Below are 22,231 nucleotides of genomic sequence, written 5' to 3' on the forward strand. Positions count from 1 at the left end.
GGTTGGTTTCGGCACGACCGCGCTGGCTCGGCGTAGTGCGTATGGTTCGGTGCGTGAGCATGTTCAGCATATCGAACGCAAGAGGTGCGGCAAAGTATCGCCGCGGCTCGGCTTGCCGGTGCAACGCCGCTCGCCAAACGACCGCATTCGTACCACCGGTGTCTGTGGCGAAGCCGGCGATCACCGGCTTCGCCAAGCCGGGAAATCCTCGTCGTTCGCCGAAGGGTTTGCTTCAAGGAGCACCGCGTGAAGTTGGGGGTGGACATCACCTGGATGGTCGGCAACTACCGCGGCATGGGGCGTTTTGCCCGTCAACTGGTGGCGCCGATCGGCGAGTCGGTGCTGGGCTTTGCGCCAGGCGGCGTGAGCACCGACGAATGGCAGTGCGTCAGCCAAGGGCGCCGTTTCTTCCCGTGGTGGGAGCAGGTCGAGTTGCCGCGATTGTGCCGCGAGCATAAACCGGACTATCTGCTGTGCCCGTACAACACCGGGCCGCTGCGCGCCACCGGCAACACGCCATTGATCGCGGTCATTTACGATCTGATCTACATGCAGCCGTGGAGCGTGCTGCCGCCTGCGAGGTCGCTGTATCAGACCGCCGGGCGCGTGTATCGCCGCCATGTGGTGCCGCGGCTGGCGCGCCGGGCCGACGTCGTGCTGACCATCTCGCGGTTTACGCAACGGGAGCTGGTCGAAACGTTCGGGCTGAACGAGGCGGACGTGCACGTCATCCCGTGCATGATTTCGGACGACTGGTTCGACGCGCCGGTGAGCGCGGCGGCACGTCGGCCGTACCTGTTCACGGTCGCGGGCGAGGTGCCGAGCAAGAACGTCGATCGCCTCCTGCAGGCGTTCGCGATCGCGCGGCCGGCGCTCGGCGATGACGCCACGCTCCGGATCGCCGGGATCAAGTCCGAACATCACGCGCATTTTCTCGGGCGGGCGGCAGCGCTCGGCCTCGCGGGTGCGGTCGAGTTGCTCGGCTATATTTCGCGGGACGAGTTGCGCGAGCAGTATCGGCACGCACATGCGTTCATCTTTGCTTCGTTGTTCGAAGGGTTCGGCATTCCGCTGCTGGAGGCGATGGCGTCGGGCACACCGGTTGCGTGCAGCAATACGACGTCGATGCCCGAGGTCGTCGGCGACTGCGGCCTGCAGTTCGATCCCTTTTCGGTGGACGACATGGCCGAGCAGATTCGCAGGGTATGGAACGACGGCGCGCGATTCGACGTCGCGATCCGCGACGGTGTCGCCCGCGCACGCACCTTTTCGGAGTCGGCGGTGCGTCCGCTGATTCAGGATTTCTGGGCGCGTCTATCATGAACCAGGACAAGAAGAAGCTGCTGGTGCTGACGCCGCGGTTTCCGTATCCGGTGATCGGCGGTGACAAGCTGCGGATCTACCATCTCTGCCGTGTGCTGTCCCGTCGATTCTCGCTGACGCTGCTGAGCATGTGCGAGAGCGGCGACGAAATGCACGCCGCGTTGCCGGACGACGGCGTATTCGATCGGGTCGAACGGGTCTTTCTGTCGCGTCGGCGATCGTACTTGAATACGTTGCTGGCGTTGCCCACGCGCACGCCGCTGCAGGTGGCGTACTACCGGAGTCGCGCGTTTGCGGCGGCGGTGACGCGATTGCTGCCGTCGCACGACGGCGCCTTCGTGCATCTCGTGCGCTGCGCCGAGTATGTCCGCAAGTCTGACAAGCCGCGCGTCCTGGAAATGACCGATGCGATTTCGCTCAACTACAGCCGGGTGAAGCAGTTGCGGCGCGCACGGGGGCTGAAGTCGCGCGTGTTTGGCATCGAGGCGAAGCGCCTGCTCGACTACGAGCGCACGATCGTCGACGATTTCGACCTGTCGGTGCTGGTTTCGCGGACCGATCGCGACTACCTGTTTCCCGGCGAGCCGGACAAGAAGGTGATGGTGTGCTCGAACGGCGTGGACCTGTCGGGCCTGCCGTACACCGCACGGAGCATGGCGAGCCGGATCCTGATTTTCATCGGTGACATGCGTACCGTGCAGAACCAGGACATGTGCCACTATTTCGCGGAAGCCGTGCTGCCGTTGCTGCGCAAGCGTGCCGATTACCGCTTCCGGATCGTCGGGTCCATCGCGCCCGCACTTGCAGAACGATTCCGCGCGTATGACGGCGTCGACGTGACGGGCCGCGTCGAGTCGGTCGCGCAGGCCGCATCCGACGGCGCAATCGGCGTGTGCCCGATGCGCATCGGTGCAGGTGTGCAGAACAAGATTCTCGAATACATGGCGCTCGGGCTGCCCGTGGTCACCACGTCGCTGGGCCACGAGGGCCTGGGCGCGCAAAGCGGGCGCGACCTGCTGATCGCGGATACGCCGGAGGAATTCGTCGATCGGATCGAGCAGCTCGTCGCCGACGAGGCCGGGGCGGTCGAGATGACGGCGCGAGCGCGGGCCTTCGTCGAGCACGAGCACGGTTGGGAGCGGATGCTCGCGCCGCTCGTCGACGAGGTGAGCGCGTTGCTGGCCTGAGCGGCGGCACGTCTGGCGCTCGTGGCCCCCATGGGCGCGGGCCGGGGCCAGGCTTGGTTGCTGCCGATTGGCAAGGTTACAATGTTCGCGCACCGATGCGGCCCCATCGGCATGCCGCCGCCAAAGGCCTTCGGCCGGTATTGCGTGGCGGCGACGCCGCTGTCCCGCAAGCGGAGCGAGCCGGGCCGCACGAAGCCTTCATCTAATACGGAACCCGGACATCGACGTGTCTTTCCATAGGGTTGCATCCGGCAGCACATGCCTCGATGCATCGCCAGATGCCGGCGAGCGGCATGCTTTACGTCTTCGAGATCCCGACGTGTTTGTCTCAATTTCCCTTTCCGTTTCCCCGTGCCGTTCCAGCGTGCATCGGCCCGCGCCGCCTGCCGGCGCGACAGGCAGGTTCGCGCCGTTTCGTCGAACCGTCAGCCGACCCGGTCGGAGGGGGCGATGACCCATCTCGTCATCACCGGCGCGAATGGTTTTGTCGGCCGTGCACTGTGCCGCCGTGCGCTGCAGGACGGTCACACGGTTACCGCACTGGTAAGGCGACCGGGCGGCTGCATCGATGGCGTGCGCGAATGGGTACACGGCACCGCCGATTTCGATCACCTGGATGAAGCGTGGCCGGCCGATCTGGCCGCCGACTGCGTGATCCATCTTGCCGCCCGTGTGCACGTGATGCGCGACGAGTCGCCCGATCCCGATGGGGCGTTCGATGCCACCAACGTCGTCGGCACGCTGCGGCTTGCCCAGGCGGCGCGCAATCACGGCGTACGCCGCATCGTGTTCGCGAGCAGCATCAAGGCGGTCGGGGAGGGCGACGACGGCGCGCCGCTGTCGGAAGCCGTCGAACCCGATCCGCAGGATGCATACGGCCGCTCGAAACTGCATGCGGAACGACAACTCGCGCAGTTCGGCGCGTCGGCAGGGCTCGACGTCGTCGTCGTTCGTCCTCCGCTCGTTTATGGCCCGGCCGTACGCGCCAACTTCCTGCGGATGATGGATGCGGTCGCACGCGGGATACCGCTGCCGTTCGGCGCCGTTTCGGCGCGCCGCAGCATCGTCTATGTCGAAAACCTCGCGGATGCGCTGCTGCGTTGCGCGATCGACCCGCGCGCGGCCGGCGAATGCTTTCATGTTGCCGACGACGACGCACCGTCGGTCACGGGCCTGCTGCGCCTCGTCGGAGACGCGCTCGGCAAGCCGGCGCGGCTGGTCGCGGTGCCGCCGGTGCTGCTGCGCGTGCTCGGCAAGCTGACGGGCCGCAGCGCGGTCATCGAGCGCCTGACCGGCAGCCTGCAACTCGATACCGGCCGGATCGGGCGCGTGCTTGGCTGGCATCCGCCCTATACGACCCGCCAGGGCCTCGCAGCGACCGCCGCATGGTATCGTTCGCGCGATACACAACAATAGTCGACATGCATTTCCCGATCTCCACAGGGCCATACGCGGTCGTGGTGGCGCTGGTCGCCGCCATCGCGACGACGGCCATCCTGCGCACGCTGCTCGCGACCGGCCTCGCATGGCGCCTTGCCACCGACATTCCGAACGATCGTTCGCTCCATACGCTGCCGACGCCGCGCGTCGGTGGATGGGGGATCGTGCCGGTCTGCGTTGTCTTGCTGCTGGCGCTTGCGCCGGCGTTGTGGCTGATTGCTGTCGGCGCGGCGGGGCTGGCGGCGATGTCGCAAATCGACGACCGGCGCGGGCTGCCGGCCCGCGTGCGGTTTTCGGCTCATCTTGTGGCCGTGGTTGCGCTGATCGTCGTCTATCCGGCCGCTGCGCCCTGGTGGCTGCTCGCGGGCGTCGGCTTCGTGATGGTCTGGCTGACGAACCTGTACAACTTCATGGACGGTGCCGACGGCCTCGCGGGCGGTATGGCGCTGTTTGGCTTCGGTGCATACGGGGCTGCGGCGCTGACCGGCCCCAACACGTCACCGGATCTCGCCGTGGCTGGCGCGGCCGTTGCCGGCGCGGCGCTCGGGTTCCTGTTGCTCAATTTCCATCCGGCTCGCCTGTTTCTCGGCGACGCAGGCTCGATTCCGTTGGGATTCCTTGCCGGCGCGCTTGGCTACTGGGGATGGCGTGCCGATGCGTGGCCGATATGGTTTCCGGCACTCGTCTTCGCGCCCTTTATTGCTGATGCATCTGTAACACTTTTGAGGCGCCTGTTACGTGGAGAAAAGTTCTGGCAGGCGCATCGGGAGCATTATTATCAAAGGATGGTCCGTTCGGGCGTAGGTCACCGCCGGACTGCTCTTTATTGGTACCTCATCATGCTCGCAGGCATAATCATCGCCGTGTGGGCAAAAGGCCGCCCTGAACAGCAGCAATGGCTGTTGTTTGTCGCATGGTATGGCGTCCTTGCATGTATCGGGTTGGTGATCGACATGCGTTGGCGCCGGTTTCAGTCGGCCGCCGAAAACAACTCTTGAGGTTTCCTGCCGATGTTGCGATCCAAAGCATCGTGGCTGTCGCTGAGTGCTTTCCTGTTCGACCTGACGGCGGTGGTCGCGTCGTGGTTGTTCGCTTATCTCGTTCGTTTCAACGGTAGCGTTCCGGCTGATTTCCTCGGCGGCGCGGTGACCGCGCTTGTCTGGACGCTGCCGGTCTACGCGCTGATGTTCCATGTGTTCGGCCTGTATCGCGGCCTCTGGGTGTTCGCGAGCCTTCCCGACCTGATGCGGATCTCGAAGGCGGTTGCCGGCGGCAGCGTGATCGTGATGATCGGGGCCGTGATGTTCCAGCCGACACCGATCATCCCGCGCTCGGTGCTGCTCGTCTCACCGCTGATGCTGTTCCTGTTGATGGGCGGCGCCCGCGCGCTGTACCGCGCGACGAAGGAGTTCTACCTGTACGGCGGCCTCGTCGGACAGGGCAAGCCCGTGCTGGTGCTCGGCGCCGGCACGGCTGGCGCCAGCCTCGCGCGCGAGTTGTCGCGTTCGGGCGAATGGCGTCTGGTCGGCCTGCTCGACGACGACGTCACCAAGCATGGGCGCGAGATCTACGGCTACAAGGTGCTCGGCTCGTTCAACGACCTGAAGCACTGGACCGACGCGATCAAGGTCGAATACGCGATCATCGCGATTCCGTCGGCGTCCGTCGAAACGCAGCGCCGCGTCGCGACGCTGTGCGTGCGCGCCGGCATCAAGGCGATGGTGCTGCCATCGCTGACCGCACTGATGCCCGGGCAGGGGTTCCTGTCGCAGGTGCGCAATATCGACCTCGAGGATTTGCTTGGCCGCGATGCGGTGACGATCGACACGCCGCACGTCGAGGCGCTGCTGCGGGGTCGCGTCGTGATGGTGACGGGCGCGGGCGGTTCGATCGGCTCCGAACTGTGCCGCCAGATCCTGCGTTTTGCACCTGCGCAGATCGTCGCGTTCGATCTGTCCGAATACGCGATGTATCGGCTTACCGAGGAGTTGCGGGAACGCTTCCCCGACCAGCCCGTCGTGCCGATCATCGGCGATGCGAAGGATTCGTTGCTGCTCGACCAGGTGATGTCGCGCCATGCGCCGCACATCGTGTTCCATGCGGCCGCATACAAACACGTGCCGTTGATGGAGGAGCACAACGCGTGGCAGGCGCTGCGCAACAACGTGCTCGGCACATATCGGGTCGCGCGTGCCGCGATTCGCCACGATGTTCGCCACTTCGTGCTGATCTCGACCGACAAGGCCGTCAACCCGACCAACGTCATGGGCGCGAGCAAGCGTCTCGCCGAGATGGCGTGCCAGGCGTTGCAGCAAACGAGCGGCGGCACGCAGTTCGAGACCGTGCGGTTCGGCAACGTGCTCGGCAGCGCGGGCAGCGTGATCCCCAAGTTCCAGCAGCAGATCGCGAAGGGCGGCCCGGTGACCGTCACGCATCCCGAGATCACGCGGTTCTTCATGACGATCCCGGAAGCGTCCCAACTGGTGCTGCAGGCGTCGAGCATGGGGCACGGCGGCGAGATCTTCATTCTCGACATGGGCGAGCCCGTCAGGATCGTCGATCTCGCGCGCGACCTCATTCGTCTGTACGGCTTTTCGGAGGGACAGATCCGGATCGAGTTCACGGGGCTGCGACCCGGCGAAAAGCTCTATGAGGAACTGCTCGCGGACGACGAGACGACGACGCGCACGCCGCATCCCAAGCTGCGGATCGCGCGTGCGCGGGAAGTGCCGGATCACTTGCTCGACGAATTGCTGCCGTGGCTGATGCAGAACCGGGTGCTGAGCGACGACGAAGTGCGGCGCGATCTGCGCCGCTGGGTGCCTGAATACCAGACGACGGTCGCTCCCGTGCTGCAGAGCGTGCCGGATGTTCGGGCGGCGTCCAGCAAGTAGACGCACCGCCGCGTGTGTGCGTCGGCTATCCCCAAAAAGCGCCCGTGAGGCGCTTTTTTTATTCCACGCCCCGGATCGGGCCGGTATCGGCTTTGGCACGCGCGTGGCGCCACCGTATCGCTCGGCGCGTGAATCGGCCCCTTCCCGTTCCCCGAATCGATTGGCCGCATTCATTTGACTACCGGCCGAATACTTCCTATGTTTCCCTCAAGATTGCCGTGCGATTGCCGTAAAAGAACGAAAAGCCAAATACGAGCTCTACGGTCCATACCAATCCAATGAAGCAGCATATTGCAAGGGGAATGAGCGCGGCCCTCATGGTGTTCGCGCTTGCAGGGTGCGGCGGGGACGATAGTCCGACGGCCGCTGCTACCAATGTCGCTGCGCAGACGGGTAAAGTGTCCGCACTGCGCGCCACAGGCAACGTGGTGAGCGCGGCGCCAATGAGCGCGACGGCGCCGATCCATGTCGCGCTCGTACTCAAACTGAACGACGAAGCCGCGTTGCATCGTTTCGTGCAGGATGCGCGAACGCCCGGCAGCGCCAGTTTCGGTGCCGTGCTGACCTCCGCGCAGATCGCCGCGCGATACACGCCCTCCGCCGGCCAGGTCGCCACCGTGAAGGCCTATCTGCAAAGTAAGGGCTTCACGAACATCGACGTCGCCGGCAACAACATGATCGTCGAAGCCGATGCGCCGGCCGGTGTGGTCTCCGGCGTGTTCCAGACGACCCTGGTGCCAGTCGCGATGGCGGACGGCACCAGCGCCCATATCAACACCGCCCCGGAGACGATGCCCGATGCCCTCGGCGCGGTCGTTAAATCGGTACTGGGGCTGGATACGGCGACCCGCGTTCATCCGCATTTCGTTCGCGCCTCGCTTTCGGCGGCGGCGCCGCAAGCGAATGCGTCGCCGACAACCGCGGCCGTGACGGTCGCGCATAGTCCGACGGACTTTCCCGGCATCTATTCCGTGGGCAGTACGCCGACGGCCAGCAACATCACCGTGGGCATCATTGCGGAAGGCAATCTGACGCAGCCCGTCATCGACCTGGCCACCTTCGCAAGCAATCATCAGCTGCCTGCCGTACCCGTTTCGGTGATCAATGTCGGTTCGCCAAGCGCCGACACCAGCGCGAACACCGAATGGTCGCTCGATAGCCAGACCATCGTCGGGATGTCCGGCGGCGTCAAGCAACTCAATTTCTATGTCGCGCCATCGTTCGCGTGGAGCAACATGGCGCTCGCGATCAATCGGGCCGTGACCGACAACACCGCGCGCGTCGTGAACATGTCGATCGGCGGTTGCGAGAACTGGGCGCCGACGGCCGCCATCGACACGCTGTTCGAGCTCGCCGTCGCGCAGGGACAGACGTTCGCGGTCAGTTCCGGGGATTCAGGCAGTGTTGCATACGGCTGCAGCGGCACATCGGTGCAATACCCGGCGACTTCCCCCTACGTGGTAGCCGTGGGCGGCACATCGCTTTATACGAACGGGAACGGCAGCTACGCGGGCGAGACCGCGTGGGACGGCAGCGGCGGCGGCATCAGCGGCATCGAGCCGATTCCCTCGTGGCAGTCGAACGTGCCGGCGCTCAAGGGCCGCTTCTTCCGAGGCATGCCGGACATCGCGTTCGACGCCGATCCGTACAGCGGTGCACAGGTCGTCGTCGGTGGGCAACTCGAGATCGTGGGCGGGACGAGCCTGTCCGCGCCGCTGTTTGCCGCGACGTGGGCGCGCATGCTGTCCGGTGGCTGCGCGGCCAGCCTCGGTTTCGCGGCGCCCACGCTGTACAGCGCACAGGCGACGACCCCCTCGATCTTTCGCGATGTCACCAACGGGTCGAACGGTGCATACAGTGCGGGTTCAGGATGGGATTTCGTGACCGGCTGGGGCACGCCGAACGTCAGCGCGCTGCATTCCGCGATATGCGTGCCGACCTCGCCGATCTATGGCGGCGAGGTCGCCGAAGGCACGACGCTCAGGCCGTCGCAAATCGTGTACTCGGCGTCAGGAAGTCATCGACTGGCCATGCAGGATGACGGCAACCTGGTACTGTACAACACGGCCAACGGCGCCGCGGTGTGGAGTTCGCGGACCAACGGAAATGCCGGTGCCTATGGCGTGTTCCAGACCGACGGCAACTTCGTCATCTACAGCGTAAGCGGCAAGCCGTTGTGGTCCTCGTCCACCAACGGCACGACCTTTGACCAGCGTCTCTCCGTGCAGGACGACGGCAACATGGTGATCTACCGGGTATCCGTGCCGGTATTTGCCACGTCGACTTCCGCGGCGGGCCTGCCGAATTCCTCGAGCGGCCCGGCCGTCTGGAACGGCGGCATGACGCTGAGCAGCGGCCAGAGCCTGACTTCAGGCAACGGCGCAAACGTGCTCGTCATGCAGGGCGACGGGAACCTGGTGCTGCTCCGTCAGGGCGTTCCGCAGTGGAGTTCTCGTACCTACAATCACCCTGGTGCGTACGCGGCGATGCAACCGGACGGCAATCTGGTCGTCTACAGCTCCTCGGGCGCTCCGCTCTGGTATTCCGGCACCAGTGGAAATCCGGGCGCGGTCACCTACGTTCAGGACGACGGAAACATCGTGATCTATGCGCGGATACCGAACTGGAGCTCGAATACCGCGGGAAGCTAGCCGTTCGTTGGTCGAGTCGCCGGGGCGCCGTCATTGATTCAGTCGGCAACGGCGACTCGTCCGTCATCGGGGCCACGCGTCGTCGCGTGAACCGGCAACACGCCGGTCATCCACCCCCTCAATGCCCGCGCCTTTCCTTCCTCACGACCATCCACCTGGGCACCTTGAACCTTACGATGCTGAGATAAAGCCACACATAAGTCAGCGCGAACAGCACGACAAAAACGAACAGATGCACGGTATGCCGCCAGAACAGCGTCGCCGGAATCACCGCGACGAGGCACAGCAGCCAGAGATAAGGTGACGTCAGCGAATTCCGCCGCGTCAAATCATGCGCATGCTTGGTGCCGACGGCCCAGCGCATCAGCCGCTTGTACACGAGCATGTGCAGGTGCACGCCATCCGGAATCCCCGGCGACATCCCGCGGATGAACTTCTTCCGATAGATCGAGAAGCAGGTCTCGAAGATCGGATACATGAACAGCAGCACCGGATACCACGCGGACACTTCGCGGTTGCGCATCACCAGCATGATCGCGAGTTCGGCGAGCATGAAGCCTATGAAATATGCGCCGCCGTCGCCGAGGAAGATCAGCCCGGCCGGGAAATTCCACAGGAAGAAGCCGAGCACGGCGCCCATCATGATGATCGACGCGGACATCACGACCGGGTCGTTGACATGAAACGCGACGTACGCAAGCGATGCGAACATCATGAAGCTGACCATCGACGCGAGGCCGTTGAAGCCGTCGATGATGTTGATCGCGTTCGCCAGCGCCGCGACCGCGAGCACGGTGATGAACGCCGAAATGGCGACGTAGTGGAGCAGGAAGTCGAGCGGCGGGACGCTGATGCGCGTGACCGCGATGTTCAGCAGCCAGAACGCCAGCGCGGCGGCGCCCATCGTGCACAGCAGCCGCGCGCGCGGCGACACGCGCTTGGTCAGGTCCTCGACGAGGCCTGACAGGAACGCCGGCAGCCCGCACGCGACGATCCCGAGAATGCTGCCGGAGATCGTCGGGTAGCGTCGGGACAGCACCAGCGCGGCAACGACGACGCCGGCGAGGATCCCGATGCCCCCGACGCGCGGCACCGGCCGCACGTGGAATTTCTGCACGCCGGCCAGGTCGCTGTCGATCGAGAATTTCTCGTGCAGATGCGCATAACGCACGATGAACAACGTGACGAGCAGGGAGACGATGAAGCCGGACGCGAAGCTGAGCATGGGATCGCTCGAAAAATGGACAGCGGATTATACAAAACCGCGCGGGTTCGCCTCCTGCCATTTCCAGTGGTCGGCACACATCTCGTCGATTCCGAGGGTCGCGCGCCAGCCGATGAGGTCGGCCGCGGCCTGCGGATTCGCGTAGCACTCGGCGACGTCGCCCGGGCGGCGCGCGACGAGTTCGTACGGAACCGGGCGGCCCGACGCCTTCTCGAACGCGCGCACGACTTCCAGCACGCTGTAGCCCTGGCCCGTGCCGAGGTTCACGACGAAGCTCGCGTCGCGCGTCGCGAGCGCGTCGAGCGCGGCGATGTGCCCCTTCGCGAGATCGACGACGTGGATGTAGTCGCGCACGCCAGTGCCGTCCGGCGTCGGGTAGTCGGAGCCGAACACGCGCAGCTTCTCGAGCTTGCCGACCGCGACCTGCGCGACATACGGCATCAGGTTGTTCGGGATGCCGGCCGGATCCTCGCCGATCAGCCCGCTCGCATGTGCGCCGACCGGGTTGAAGTAGCGCAGCGTCGCAATGCGCCACGACGGGTCCGAGACCTCGAGATCGCGCAGGACCTGCTCGGCCATCAGCTTCGACTGGCCGTACGGGTTGGTCGCGGACAGCGGGAACGATTCGTCGATCGGCGAGCGCTCGGGCACGCCGTACACGGTCGCCGACGAGCTGAACACGAACTGCCTGACGTTGCGCTCGCGCATTACCTTGAGCACGGTCAGCAAGCCGCCGATGTTGTTCTGGTAGTACTCGAGCGGCTTCGCGACCGATTCGCCGACCGCCTTGAGCGCCGCGAAATGGATCGTGCCGGTGATCGGATGCGCGTCGAACACCTTCGCGAGCGCGGCTTCGTCGCACACGTCGACCTGGTGGAACGCGGGCGTCCTGCCCGTGATCTTCTCGATGCGCCGCACGGACTCGGCCTTGCTGTTGACGAGGTTGTCGACGATCACGACATCGTAGCCGTTGTCGAGCAGCTCGACGGCCGTGTGCGAGCCGATGTAGCCCGCACCGCCGGTAACGAGGATGGTGCCTTTAGCGGTCATGCTGATGCGCTCCTTCAGAGTGTGATGCCGGTCAATGTATGAATGGTCTGCCGGTAACGTTCGACGACCTGCTGCTCGTCGAATTCCTCGGCCACCTTGCGGCGGCCGCGCGCGCCCATCGCGTCGCGTCCGGCGCGCCCGAGTTCGATCATGCGGACCAACTGCTCCGCGAGGCTCGCGCTGTCGCGTACGCGGCACAGGAAGCCGGTTTCCCCGTCGCCGACCACGTCGCGGCAGCCCGGCACGTCGGTCGCGACGATCGGGCGGCCCATCGCGGACGCTTCCATCAGCGTGCGCGGCACGCCTTCGCGGTACGACGGCAGCACGACGCAGTCGGCCGCCGCGATGTGCGGGCGCACGTCGTGCGCCTCGCCGAGATACTCGACGACGCCTTCGCTAACCCATGCGTCGACGTCCGCGCGGCTGATCGCGCTCGGGTTGTCGACACCGAGCGGCCCGAGCAGCTGGAAGCGCGCGTCCGGGTAGCGGGCACGCACCACGCGCGCGGCCTCGACATACTCGCGCACGCCCTTGTCCCACAGCAGCCGGCCGATCAGGATGAACACCGGGCCGAGGCCGCCGGGCAGCGGCACCGGCGCGAACTGGTCGAGATCGACGCCTTCGCCGTGCAGCAGCCGCGCGCGGTCCGGGTGCGCGAGCAGCCGCTCGTCCGTGAAGGTCGCGAGATCGTCGCGGTTCAGGAACCAGACTTCGCGCGGGAAGCGGAACGCGAACCGGTACAGGCGTTTCGCGACGCTCGCCGCGCGGCTTTTCTGGATGAACACGTAGCCGAGGCCCGTGGTGACCGCGATCGACGGCACGCGCGCGAGCCACGCGGCGACCGATCCGTAGATGTTCGGCTTGATCGTGTAATGAAACACGAGCGCGGGCCGCAGCGCGCGGTAATGGCGCACCAGCGCGGCGAGCGTGCCGAGATCCTCGCGCGGGCTCGTGCCTTTCGACGCGACGGCGAGCGCGACGTAGCGGCAGCCCATCTGCTCGAGCAGCGGCACCGTGCGGTCGTGCGGCGCGATCACGACGACCTCGGCGCCGCGCGCGACGAGCGCACGGATCAGTCCGTGGCGGTACGTATAGATCGCCCAGGCCGTGTTGCAGACGAGCGCGATGCGCAGCGAGGAGGTAGCGGACATGAAAATAAAGAAAAAATAAAGCGTCGAAAATGCCGGGCGTGAACAGACCGCGTGAACAGACCCTAAGCGGACGGCCGCGCCGCGAACAGCGTCTGCTTGATCCGCTGCAGCGTACGGTACGGCGTCACGAAATGCAGCAGGTTCTTGGCGAGACCGGCCCAGTCGTACGGGTTCAGCGCGTTGAAGTGACGCAGCAGCAGCGACAGCGTCGAGATCAGCTGGCGGCGGCGCCGGGTCGCGCTGATCCCGCCCTCGTTGAGCTCGTAGTAGAGGCCGAGCTCGGGCAGGTTCGCGCAATCGTAGCGTTGCATTAACCGTAAAAAAAGATCGAGATCCTCGGCCGCACGGTACTTCGCGCGGTAGTTGCCGACTTCGCGCACCGCGTCGATGCGCAGCATCACCGACGGATGCACGAGCGGCGAGCGCAGGAAGCGCGTGCGGCGCAGCATGCGCGGATCGGCTGGCGGCGTCAGCATGAAGCGCGCCTCGCCGGCGCGCGACACGACCTGGGTCCACATGCCGACGCAGGCCACGCGTGGATGGGCGTCGAGATACGCGCGCTGCTTCGCGAGCCGCCGCGGTGCGGCGAGGTCGCCGGCGTCGATGCGGGCCGCATAGCGGAAGCCGCGCGCCGCGAGCGCGTCGATGCCGGCCTCCAGCGCGCGCTCGATGCCGCCGTTTTGCGGCATGCGCAGCACGTCGACCGCGAGGCCGGGCAACTCGGGCGCGACGATCGGCGGCGTGCTGCCGTCGTCGACGATCAGCACGTGCACCGGCGCGTCCTCGCTGAACGACGCCAGGGTGCGGGCGACGTCGTCGTGTCCGTTGTAGGCCGGCATCAGCACGGCCACGTCGTCGAGCGGGAGCGGGCAAGCGGAAGACGTCATGGGCGCAGCCTGAAACGAATGTAATAAAAATTAACGGCGGTGGCGGCGACATAGCCGGCCGCGAGCCCGACGAGCGCCCCGTACAGGCCGAGCCGGGGGATGGCGAACACGTTGACGAGCGCGGCGATCGCGAGCGCGAGCACCCATTTCGCCAGCAACACGAATTTTGCTTGATATTTGAGAACGATAAGATTGCCTATCGCCTCGATGCCGGCCGGCACGGACAGCCAGACGGCCCAGCGGAAGATGTCGACCGACGCCTCGTAGCCGTGGCCGAACACCTTGCCGACGATGAGCGGTGCGGCCGCGTCCAGCACCAGCGCGCCGGCGGTCATCAGGCCGGCGGTCATCGCGGTCAGCCGGACGATGTTGCGGCGCAGCCGCGCGACGTACTGCACGCGGTACACGAACGCGGGCGCGATGGTCTGCGCGAGCATCAGCGCGAGCGTGATCCAGTTCTCGTTGAGCTGCTGGGCCGCCGCGTAGCGGCCGAGGTCGGCGAACGACACGTGACGCTCGAGCATCAGGCGGTCGAGCTTCAGGAACAGGTACATGCAGATCAGGCCGAGCCAGAACACGGTGCCGGCGGTGGCGAAGTGCCTGAACAGCGGTTTGTCGAACGTCCAGCCGAGCGTGCCGCCGTTACGATGGCGGTAGTACAGCACGAGCGCGAAGCCGATTGCGGCGGCCTCCAGCGCCCACAGCCACGCGAAGCGGGCAGGGCCGGCGGCCGCGCGCACCAGCAGCCAGACGAGCAGCGCCTTCGCCAGCGCGGTGACCATGCTGGTCATGAGCTGCGGCTTGCTGTAGGTCATGCTCTGCAGCCACGCGTTGATCACGCCGACGAACGGCTCGCGGAACACCATCGTGACCGCGAGGCCCGCGAGCATCGCGCCGACGAGCGGGTCGAACGCGCCGGCGCCGATCGCGATCCAGGTCGCGACGAGCGCGACGGCGGATACGCCGATGCGCAGCGCGAATGCGCTGCCGAGCACCGCGCCGAGTTGCGCGGGCGGGCGCTGGACGATGGTCGGAACCAGGATTTCGGCGCCGCACACCCAGGTGAGCGGCGCCAGTACGAGGAGAAGCGTATTCGCATACTGCCATTTGCCGAACACGTCCGGCCCGAAATAACGGGCCAGAAGACCGCTGATCGCGATCGCGACGCCGATCTGCGTGAGCCGTTCGAGCCCGAGCCAGACGAGATTCGCGACGGCCTTCGCGACGTCCGGATTGCCGAATCGCTTCAGCATGCGGGGCGGCCGCACGCGCTGGAGGCGGCCGGCAGGGCGCCGGGAGGCGGGAGGTTGGCGGCAGCGGAACGGCTAGGCATTAAAATGGACAGAATGCGCGTCATCAAAACCCGCGATTATAAGTTGGATCGCGGCCGCACCAGCCGCCCGTTCCTTGTCGCGCAAGGCCCGCATGTATGATGCCGGGCACGCGCGAAAGGCGGCCAGATTATTTTCCATGCACGCAACCGAGAGAGAATCGATGATCTCCCAATCCATCTTCAAGGCATATGACATTCGCGGTGTGGTCGGCAAGACGCTCGACGCCGACACGGCGCGCGGGATCGGCCGGGCATTCGGCAGCGAAGTGCGCGCCCAGGGCGGCGACGCGGTCGTCGTCGCGCGCGACGGCCGCCTGTCGGGGCCCGAGCTCGTCGGCGCACTCGCCGATGGCCTGCGTGCGGCCGGTGTCGACGTCGTCGACGTCGGCATGGTGCCCACGCCGGTCGGCTATTTCGCGGCGAGCGTGCCGCTTGCACTGAAGGGCGGCGAACGCCGCGTCGATTCGTGCATCGTCGTCACGGGCAGCCACAACCCGCCCGACTACAACGGCTTCAAGATGGTGCTGCGCGGCGCCGCGATCTACGGCGAGCAGATCCAGGCGCTGTACCGCCGCATCGTCGACGAGCGCTTCGAAACGGGCAGCGGCACGTTCGAGGAGTTCGACGTCGCGGACCAGTACATCGCGCGCATCGTCGGCGACGTGAAGCTCGCGCGCCCGCTGAAGCTCGTCGTCGACGCCGGCAACGGCGTCGCGGGCCCGCTCGCGACGCGCCTGTTCAAGGCGCTCGGCTGCGAACTCGTCGAGCGCTTCACCGACATCGACGGCACGTTCCCGAACCATCACCCCGATCCCGCACACCCGGAAAACCTGCAGGACGTGATCCAGGCGCTGAAGGACACCGACGCCGAACTCGGCTTCGCGTTCGACGGCGACGGCGACCGCCTGGGCGTCGTCACGAAGGATGGCCAGATCATCTACCCGGACCGCCAGCTGATGCTGTTCGCGGAGGAAGTGCTGTCGCGCAACCCGGGCGCGCAGATCATCTACGACGTGAAGTGCACGCGCCATCTCGCGCAGTGGGTGAAGGCGAAGGGCGGCGAGCCGCTGATGTGGAAGACGGGCCATTCGCTCGTGAAGGCGAAGCTGCGCGAGACGGGTGCGCCGCTCGCCGGCGAGATGAGCGGCCACGTGTTCTTCAAGGATCGCTGGTACGGCTTCGACGACGGCCTCTACACGGGCGCGCGCCTGCTGGAGATCCTCGCGAAGACGGCCGATCCGAGCGCGCTGCTGAACGGCTTGCCGGACGCGATGAGCACGCCCGAGCTGCAGCTCTGGCTCGACGAAGGCGAGAACTTCCGCCTGATCGACAAGCTGCAGAAAGAGGCGAAGTTCGACGGTGCGGAGGAAGTCGTGACGATCGACGGCCTGCGCGTCGAGTACCCGGACGGTTTCGGCCTTGCGCGTTCGTCGAACACGACGCCGGTCGTCGTGATGCGGTTCGAATCGGAGACCAAGGAAGGGCTCAAGCGCATTCAGGAGGACTTCCGCCGCGTGCTGACGGCCGCGAAGCCGGACGTCAAGCTGCCGTTCTGAACCCCGGCGGCCTGCGTGCCGTCGCCGGCGCGACGCTCGAACGGGCCGTCGCGCCATCCCCGAAAAGCGGCGCACGCTCACGCGTGCGGCCGCTTTTTGTCTGTCTGACGTCCCGGGCGCGATAAAATCGCGTCTTTATGCCTGTCGCCGGCTATCCGCCGGCGTTTTTTCAGCGTGCAAAAGATCCTGATCGTGCGCGTGTCGTCGCTGGGCGACGTCGTGCACAACATGCCGGTGATCGCCGATATCCGGCGCCGCCATCCCGATGCGCAGATCGACTGGCTCGTCGAGGAGAGCTTCGTCGACCTCGTGCGGCTCGTCGACGGCGTGCGCGACGTGCTGCCGTTCTCGCTGCGCCGCTGGCGCAAGAAGCCGTTCTCGGGCGCGACGTGGCGCGAGATCCGCGCGTTCCGCAAGCGGCTCGTGGCCGAGCAGTACGACCTCGTGATCGACTGCCAGGGTCTGATCAAGACGGCCTGGGTCGCGAGCTGGGCGCGCGGCCCGCTCGCTGGCCTCGGCAATCGCACCGACGGCGCCGGCTACGAATGGCCGGTGCGCTTCTTCTATCGCCAGCGCGTGCCGATCGCGCCGCGCACGCACGTGGTCGAGCGCTCGCGCCAGCTGGTCGCGGCCGCGCTGGGCGATCCGGCGCCGACGCCGGTCGATCCGGTCGATTTCGGCCTCGATACGCGCGCGGCGGCGCTCGCCGTTGCGGCGCTCGGCCTGAACCTGCCGGTGCCGTACGTGGTGTTCGTGCACGCGACCTCGCGTGCCGACAAGCAGTGGCCGGACGCCGCGTGGATCGAGCTCGGCCAGGCGCTCGTGCGGCGCGGCGCGTCGCTCGTGCTGCCGTGGGGCAACGACGCGGAGCGCGCGACCAGCGAGCGGCTCGCGAAGGAGTTCGGCGCGGCGGCGATCGTGCCGCCGAAGCTGTCGCTGCCGGCCGTCGTCGGCCTGATCGACGGCGCGGCCGCCACCGTCGGGGTTGATACAGGTCTGGTTCACATCGCGGCCGCGCTCAAGCGCCCGACGGTCGAACTGTACAATTTCGCAACGGCCTGGCGCACCGGCGGCTACTGGTCGCCGAACGTCGTCAATCTCGGCACGGCGGGGCAGCCGCCGTCGATCGCGCAGGTGAAGGCGGCGCTCGCGGGCTTCGGTCTGCTGTGATGCACGTCACGCCTGTCCTGTCTCTCCTGCCCCTCCTGCCCGTCACGCACGCGAACCGATCATGAGCGAATCCCAGATCATCGAAGTCCCGTCCGCCGACTGGAGCGGACACAACCTGTCGGCGCCCCGCGAGCAGCTGCTGGCCGCGGTCGAGGAAGGCAAGGTGCTGTATTTCCCGCACCTGCGCTTCGCGATCGAAGGCGGCGAGGAAGCGCTGCTCGATCCGTCGCTCGCCGATCCGAAACGCAAGAACATCAGCCTCGCGCCGAACGGCGGCGTGCTCGCCGGCGTGCTCGGCGACAGCGTCACGCAGTCGGCCGTGCGCGCGCTCGTCGCGCGCTTCCAGCAGCAGGCCGGTACGCTCGTCGACGGCCTCTTTCCCGAATACCGCGGCAAGCTGCGCGTCGCGCCGACGAGCCTGCGGCTGATGCAGGTCGAGACGCGCCAGACGTCCTGGCGCAAGGACGACAGCCGGCTGCACGTCGACGCGTTCCCGTCGCGGCCGAACTACGGCGAGCGGATCCTGCGCGTGTTCACCAACGTGAACCCGGCCGGCCAGCCGCGCGTGTGGCGTGTCGGCGAGCCGTTCGAGGACGTCGCGAAGCGCTTCCTGCCGAAGATCCGGCCGCAGTTGCCGGGCTCGGCGTGGTTGCTGAACCTGCTGCACGTGACGAAGTCGCCGCGCAGCGCATACGACCACCTGATGCTCAACCTGCACGACGGAATGAAAGCCGATCTCGATTACCAGAAGACCTGTCCGCAGCAGACGATGCCGTTTCCGCCGGGCAGCGTGTGGATATGTTTCTCGGATCAGACTTCGCACGCTGTGATGTCCGGCCAGTTCATGCTCGAGCAGACCTTCTTCCTGCCGGTCGACGCGATGGTGCGCCGCGAATGCGCGCCGCTGGGGATTCTCGAGCGCCTGACCGGCCGGGCGCTGGTTTGAGCGCGCCCCGCATCCTTCGCGGCGACGGAGCCCGCTCATGCTGAGGGTGATCTATCGCGCGCTGTGGTGGCTCGTCGCGCCGATCGCCGTCATCCGGCTCCTTGTGCGTTCGCGCAAGGAGCGCGGCTACCGCGAGCACGTCGCCGAGCGTTTCGGCCGGGTCGCGGGCCGTTCGCCGGACGATCGCGCGCCGCTGATCTGGGTGCATGCGGTGTCGGTCGGCGAGACACGCGCCGCGCAGCCGCTGATCGACGCGCTGATGCGTACGCGCCCCGACGCGCGCATCCTGCTCACGCACATGACGCCGAGCGGCCGCGCGACCGGCGAGCAGATCTTCGGCGACCGCGTGCTGCGCTGCTACCTGCCGTACGACATGCCGGGCGCGGTGCGACGCTTCCTGCGCGCGTGGCGGCCGACCCTCGGCCTCGTGATGGAAACCGAGGTGTGGCCGACGCTGATCGACGAGTGCCGCCGCGCGGACGTGCCGCTCGTGCTGACCAACGCGCGGATGTCCGCGCGCTCGCATCGGCGCGCGGCGAAGTTCGGCGCGGCGACGCGCGACGTGTTCGGCGGTTTCTCGCGCGTGCTCGCGCAGAGCCCGGCCGACGCGGAGCGGCTGACGTCGCTCGGCGCGCGCAACGTGACGGTGCTGGGCAACCTGAAATTCGACATGACCACGCCGCCGGAGCTGGCCGCGCGCGGCCATGCATGGCGCGACGCGATCGGCACGCGGCCCGTGTGGGTCGCCGCCAGCACGCGCGAGAACGAGGAGGCGCTGGTGCTGCAGGCGTTCGCCGCGATGCGCACGCCGGGCGCGCTGCTGATCCTCGTGCCGCGCCATCCGCAGCGTTTCGGCGAAGTCGAGGCGCTCGTCGGGCGCAGCGGGCTCAAGTGCGTGCGGCGTTCGGTGTGGGGTGCGGACGCGGCGGCACTGGCGGCCGGCCGGCCCGCTGCGGCGGAACCGTTGCCGGCCGACGTGACGGTGTTGCTCGGCGATTCGATGGGTGAGCTCGGCGCGTACTACGCGGCCGCCGATGTCGCGTTCATCGGCGGCAGCCTGCTGCCGCTCGGCGGGCAAAACCTGATCGAGGCGTGCGCGGTCGGCGTGCCGGTGCTGATCGGGCCGCACGTGTTCAACTTCACGCAGGCGACCGCCGATGCGGTCGCGGCCGGCGCGGCGATGCAGGTCGCGGATCCGCTCGATCTCGCGCACGTGCTCGACGCGCTGTTCACCGACAACGCGCGGCGCATCGCGATGGGTGCGGCGGGTGCCGCGTTCGCGGCGCGCCATCGCGGCGCGACCGCGCGCTCGGTCGACGTGCTCGCGGCGTTGCTGCCGCCGGTCGAGCGCGGCAGCGCCGCGATGCCCGGCGCAACCGACGCGTCGGAAGCATCCGACGACTGAGCGGGCGGCGCAAGGCCGCCCCTGGGCAGGCGAGGCGGCAGCGGCCGCCTCGCCGCCGCTCACACCATCAGCAATCCTTTCTTCTCGATGAATGCGACGACGTCCGCGACGCCTTCGAGCGCCTTCAGGTTCGTCATCACGTAAGGCCGCTCGCCGCGCATCCTCTTCGTGTCGGACGCCATCACGTCGAGGTTCGCGCCGACGAGCGGGGCGAGATCGGTCTTGTTGATCACGAGCAGGTCGGACTTCGTGATCCCGGGGCCGCCCTTGCGCGGAATCTTCTCGCCGCCTGCGACGTCGATCACGTAGATCGTCAGGTCCGACAGCTCAGGGCTGAACGTCGCCGCGAGATTGTCGCCGCCCGATTCGATGAACACGATGTCGGCATCGGGAAAGCGCGACAGCATCCGGTCGACGGCCTCGAGATTGATCGACGCATCCTCGCGGATCGCCGTGTGCGGGCAGCCGCCCGTCTCGACGCCCATGATGCGTTCCTCGGGCAGCGCGCCCGCGACCGTCAGCAGGCGCTGGTCTTCCTTCGTATAGATGTCGTTCGTGATCGCGACGAGGTCGTAGCGCTCGCGCATCGCCTTGCACAGCATTTCGAGCAGCGTGGTCTTGCCGGAGCCGACCGGGCCGCCGATGCCGACGCGCAGCGGTGGCAGTTTCTTGGTGCGGCGGGCGGGGGAGAGTGCGGGTGCGTTCATGGCGTGGGTCGGGTTCAGGAGCGGAACAACCGCGAATACTGGGTTTCGTGCCGCGCTGACAGGATGCCGAGCTGCGGCGCGAACGTGTTGACGGCGTCGGGCGGCGTGGCGAGCGCGCGGCGCACGGCCGCGTCGATCGCGTCGCGCAGCGCGACGATGATGCGTTGCCCGGCAAGCTGGCCGAGCGGCACCGCTTTCAGCGCGGCCGATGTCTGGTTCTCGACCCAGCCGAACGCGTACGCGGTGAGCACGGCGTCGGCGCTCGCGTCGTGCGCGGCGGCCGCGTAGGCGAACGCGGTCGGCAGCGCGATCGGCGAAATCGTCGCGAGCGTCGCGCGGCGCGCGGCATCGCCCCATTCGAGCGACGTACAGAGCTGCGCGAGCGACCAGCCCATCTGCTCGGTTTCGCGGCGCAGCTCCGCCGATTCGCGGCTCGCGATGAACCATGCGTTCTCGCGCGCGAGCGCATCGGCGTCGTGCGCGTGCCAGCGTGCGAGCTGGTGCGCGAGGAACGGCAGTTCGCCGTGCGCGAGCACGTCGGTCAGCCCGCTCGCGATCCAGTCGCGCGCGGTGTCGGCGTCGCGGATCAGGTTCGCGTCGAGCGCGGCTTCGAATCCCTGCGAATAGCTGAACGCGCCGATCGGCAGCGCGGGCGACGCGAGATGCAGCAGCGCGACGAGCTCAGTGGTGGTCATGACCGTGGTGGCCGTGCGTGCAGCCCGGACCATGCTGGTGATCGTGATCGTGATCGTGATCGTGCGAGTGCGAGTGGCCATGGTGCTCGCCGAATACCTGCTGCGCGAGCGCGTAATCCTCGGCGAACGTCGCGTCATGTCCGTGCTTGTGGCCGCCGCCGTACGCACCGGCTTCCGGCTGGAACGGCGCGCTCGTGGGTTCGACCTGCGTGCCGAGCCGGCGCAGCATGTCCGCGAGCACCGGATCGGCTTCGAGCTTCAGGTAGCCGTCGCCGATCTCGACCGGCGTGTGACGGTTGCCGAGGTGATACGCGGCGCGCATCAGCGTGAGCGGATCGCCCGCGCGCACGAGCAGCACGGTCTCGGGCGCCGCGGCGATGCGCACGAGCGCGCCGTCGTCGGCGACGAGCACGTCGCCGTCGCTCAGCACGGTGCCGCGCGGCAGCACGACCGCGACGTCCTCGCCGGTATCGAGCGTGGCCGCGAGGCGGCTCTTGCAGCGGGCGTCATAGGTGAGCGTGAGCGTCGGCGCGCGCGCGACGAGCGACGCGGCGAGTTTCACGTTCGGGGCAATGCGTTTGTCGAGGGTGCGCATAAAACGAAAACCGGAA

18 protein-coding genes are annotated in these 22,231 nt (G+C 67.1%); 10 read left to right on the forward strand and 8 right to left on the reverse strand.

Annotated features, from left to right (window positions below; all coding sequences use genetic code 11):
• The first annotated feature begins 84 nt into the window (after positions 1 to 84).
• From FFI87_RS04160 to FFI87_RS04185, 6 genes are all read left to right on the forward strand, one after another.
• A complete protein-coding gene (locus FFI87_RS04160) occupies positions 85 to 1,323 on the forward strand; it encodes a glycosyltransferase family 4 protein (protein ID WP_261378538.1) in 1,239 nt (412 codons plus the stop codon).
• On the forward strand, positions 1,320 to 2,510 hold the full coding sequence (locus FFI87_RS04165; protein WP_138848160.1) for a glycosyltransferase: 1,191 nt from the start codon (positions 1,320 to 1,322) through the stop codon (positions 2,508 to 2,510). Before FFI87_RS04160 ends, FFI87_RS04165 begins: the two co-directional genes overlap by 4 nt.
• A gap of 450 nt (positions 2,511 to 2,960) precedes the next feature.
• Entirely contained in the window at positions 2,961 to 3,926 is a 966-nt protein-coding gene (locus FFI87_RS04170) for a UDP-glucose 4-epimerase family protein (protein ID WP_138848159.1), read from the forward strand.
• A 5-nt stretch (positions 3,927 to 3,931) separates the two neighbouring features.
• Positions 3,932 to 4,948: an MraY family glycosyltransferase gene (locus FFI87_RS04175; RefSeq protein WP_012363236.1), complete on the forward strand. Its 1,017-nt coding sequence runs from the start codon at positions 3,932 to 3,934 to the stop codon at positions 4,946 to 4,948.
• A gap of 12 nt (positions 4,949 to 4,960) precedes the next feature.
• Complete coding sequence (locus FFI87_RS04180) at positions 4,961 to 6,844, forward strand: polysaccharide biosynthesis protein (RefSeq protein WP_138848158.1); 1,884 nt, start codon at positions 4,961 to 4,963, stop codon at positions 6,842 to 6,844.
• Positions 6,845 to 7,146: 302 nt separating this feature from the next.
• Complete coding sequence (locus FFI87_RS04185; RefSeq protein WP_261378539.1) at positions 7,147 to 9,495, forward strand: protease pro-enzyme activation domain-containing protein; 2,349 nt, start codon at positions 7,147 to 7,149, stop codon at positions 9,493 to 9,495.
• A 118-nt stretch (positions 9,496 to 9,613) separates the two neighbouring features.
• Here FFI87_RS04185 and FFI87_RS04190 read toward each other — a convergent pair whose 3' ends face one another.
• From FFI87_RS04190 to FFI87_RS04210, 5 genes are all read right to left on the reverse strand, one after another.
• Positions 9,614 to 10,720 carry an MraY family glycosyltransferase gene (locus tag FFI87_RS04190; protein WP_012363239.1) on the reverse strand — a complete coding sequence of 369 codons (1,107 nt, stop codon included), beginning with the start codon at positions 10,718 to 10,720 and terminating at the stop codon, positions 9,614 to 9,616.
• A 27-nt stretch (positions 10,721 to 10,747) separates the two neighbouring features.
• Positions 10,748 to 11,770 (reverse strand): UDP-glucose 4-epimerase GalE, encoded by a 1,023-nt coding sequence (galE, locus tag FFI87_RS04195; protein WP_012363240.1) that lies wholly within the window; start codon positions 11,768 to 11,770, stop codon positions 10,748 to 10,750.
• A gap of 14 nt (positions 11,771 to 11,784) precedes the next feature.
• Positions 11,785 to 12,921, reverse strand: a complete 1,137-nt coding sequence (locus tag FFI87_RS04200) for a glycosyltransferase family 4 protein (RefSeq protein ID WP_012363241.1) — start codon at positions 12,919 to 12,921, stop codon at positions 11,785 to 11,787.
• A 62-nt stretch (positions 12,922 to 12,983) separates the two neighbouring features.
• Positions 12,984 to 13,808 (reverse strand): glycosyltransferase, encoded by an 825-nt coding sequence (locus FFI87_RS04205; protein ID WP_012363242.1) that lies wholly within the window; start codon positions 13,806 to 13,808, stop codon positions 12,984 to 12,986.
• Positions 13,805 to 15,061, reverse strand: coding sequence for a hypothetical protein (locus FFI87_RS04210; protein ID WP_138848156.1), 1,257 nt, complete (start codon positions 15,059 to 15,061; stop codon positions 13,805 to 13,807). Before FFI87_RS04210 ends, FFI87_RS04205 begins: the two co-directional genes overlap by 4 nt.
• 241 nt (positions 15,062 to 15,302) lie before the next feature.
• On the opposite strand from FFI87_RS04210, the gene FFI87_RS04215 reads away from it, so the two are divergent.
• The 4 genes from FFI87_RS04215 (at position 15,303) to waaA (ending at position 20,218) form a co-directional block, all read left to right on the forward strand.
• Positions 15,303 to 16,697, forward strand: coding sequence for a phosphomannomutase/phosphoglucomutase (locus FFI87_RS04215; protein ID WP_012363244.1), 1,395 nt, complete (start codon positions 15,303 to 15,305; stop codon positions 16,695 to 16,697).
• A gap of 174 nt (positions 16,698 to 16,871) precedes the next feature.
• Positions 16,872 to 17,867 carry a lipopolysaccharide heptosyltransferase I gene (gene waaC / locus FFI87_RS04220; RefSeq protein ID WP_138848155.1) on the forward strand — a complete coding sequence of 332 codons (996 nt, stop codon included), beginning with the start codon at positions 16,872 to 16,874 and terminating at the stop codon, positions 17,865 to 17,867.
• 61 nt (positions 17,868 to 17,928) lie between these two features.
• A complete protein-coding gene (locus tag FFI87_RS04225; protein WP_011656152.1) occupies positions 17,929 to 18,813 on the forward strand; it encodes a Kdo hydroxylase family protein in 885 nt (294 codons plus the stop codon).
• Positions 18,814 to 18,850: 37 nt separating this feature from the next.
• On the forward strand, positions 18,851 to 20,218 hold the full coding sequence (gene waaA / locus FFI87_RS04230) for a lipid IV(A) 3-deoxy-D-manno-octulosonic acid transferase (protein WP_138848154.1): 1,368 nt from the start codon (positions 18,851 to 18,853) through the stop codon (positions 20,216 to 20,218).
• 59 nt (positions 20,219 to 20,277) lie between these two features.
• On the opposite strand, the gene ureG is transcribed toward waaA, so the two are convergent.
• The 3 genes from ureG to ureE are packed head-to-tail and all read right to left on the reverse strand — an operon-like array spanning position 20,278 to position 22,215.
• The gene (gene ureG, locus FFI87_RS04235; RefSeq protein WP_138848153.1) at positions 20,278 to 20,925 is read right to left on the reverse strand and encodes an urease accessory protein UreG; all 648 of its coding nucleotides are present in this window, start codon (positions 20,923 to 20,925) and stop codon (positions 20,278 to 20,280) included.
• A gap of 14 nt (positions 20,926 to 20,939) precedes the next feature.
• Positions 20,940 to 21,620: an urease accessory protein UreF gene (locus FFI87_RS04240; protein WP_138848505.1), complete on the reverse strand. Its 681-nt coding sequence runs from the start codon at positions 21,618 to 21,620 to the stop codon at positions 20,940 to 20,942.
• Positions 21,607 to 22,215, reverse strand: coding sequence for an urease accessory protein UreE (ureE, locus tag FFI87_RS04245; protein WP_138848152.1), 609 nt, complete (start codon positions 22,213 to 22,215; stop codon positions 21,607 to 21,609). The genes FFI87_RS04240 and ureE overlap by 14 nt, the downstream gene beginning before the upstream one ends.
• Positions 22,216 to 22,231 lie beyond the last annotated feature (16 nt).

The sequence above is a fragment of the Burkholderia sp. KBS0801 genome (assembly GCF_005937855.2).
GTDB lineage: Bacteria > Pseudomonadota > Gammaproteobacteria > Burkholderiales > Burkholderiaceae > Burkholderia > Burkholderia ambifaria.

Bases quoted from the DNA above. Each gene is read 5' to 3' on its own strand.
- ureE (WP_138848152.1), bottom strand. From the start codon at position 22,215: ATGCGCACCCTCGACAAACGCATTGCCCCGAACGTGAAACTCGCCGCG.
- FFI87_RS04210 (WP_138848156.1), bottom strand. From the start codon at position 15,061: ATGCTGAAGCGATTCGGCAATCCGGACGTCGCGAAGGCCGTCGCGAAT.
- FFI87_RS04165 (WP_138848160.1), top strand. From the start codon at position 1,320: ATGAACCAGGACAAGAAGAAGCTGCTGGTGCTGACGCCGCGGTTTCCG.
- ureG (WP_138848153.1), bottom strand. From the start codon at position 20,925: ATGAACGCACCCGCACTCTCCCCCGCCCGCCGCACCAAGAAACTGCCA.
- FFI87_RS04185 (WP_261378539.1), top strand. From the start codon at position 7,147: ATGAGCGCGGCCCTCATGGTGTTCGCGCTTGCAGGGTGCGGCGGGGAC.
- FFI87_RS04170 (WP_138848159.1), top strand. From the start codon at position 2,961: ATGACCCATCTCGTCATCACCGGCGCGAATGGTTTTGTCGGCCGTGCA.
- waaA (WP_138848154.1), top strand. From the start codon at position 18,851: ATGCTGAGGGTGATCTATCGCGCGCTGTGGTGGCTCGTCGCGCCGATC.
- FFI87_RS04200 (WP_012363241.1), bottom strand. From the start codon at position 12,921: ATGTCCGCTACCTCCTCGCTGCGCATCGCGCTCGTCTGCAACACGGCC.
- FFI87_RS04175 (WP_012363236.1), top strand. From the start codon at position 3,932: ATGCATTTCCCGATCTCCACAGGGCCATACGCGGTCGTGGTGGCGCTG.
- FFI87_RS04240 (WP_138848505.1), bottom strand. From the start codon at position 21,620: ATGACCACCACTGAGCTCGTCGCGCTGCTGCATCTCGCGTCGCCCGCG.
- FFI87_RS04205 (WP_012363242.1), bottom strand. From the start codon at position 13,808: ATGACGTCTTCCGCTTGCCCGCTCCCGCTCGACGACGTGGCCGTGCTG.
- FFI87_RS04190 (WP_012363239.1), bottom strand. From the start codon at position 10,720: ATGCTCAGCTTCGCGTCCGGCTTCATCGTCTCCCTGCTCGTCACGTTG.
- FFI87_RS04225 (WP_011656152.1), top strand. From the start codon at position 17,929: ATGAGCGAATCCCAGATCATCGAAGTCCCGTCCGCCGACTGGAGCGGA.
- FFI87_RS04180 (WP_138848158.1), top strand. From the start codon at position 4,961: ATGTTGCGATCCAAAGCATCGTGGCTGTCGCTGAGTGCTTTCCTGTTC.
- FFI87_RS04215 (WP_012363244.1), top strand. From the start codon at position 15,303: ATGATCTCCCAATCCATCTTCAAGGCATATGACATTCGCGGTGTGGTC.
- galE (WP_012363240.1), bottom strand. From the start codon at position 11,770: ATGACCGCTAAAGGCACCATCCTCGTTACCGGCGGTGCGGGCTACATC.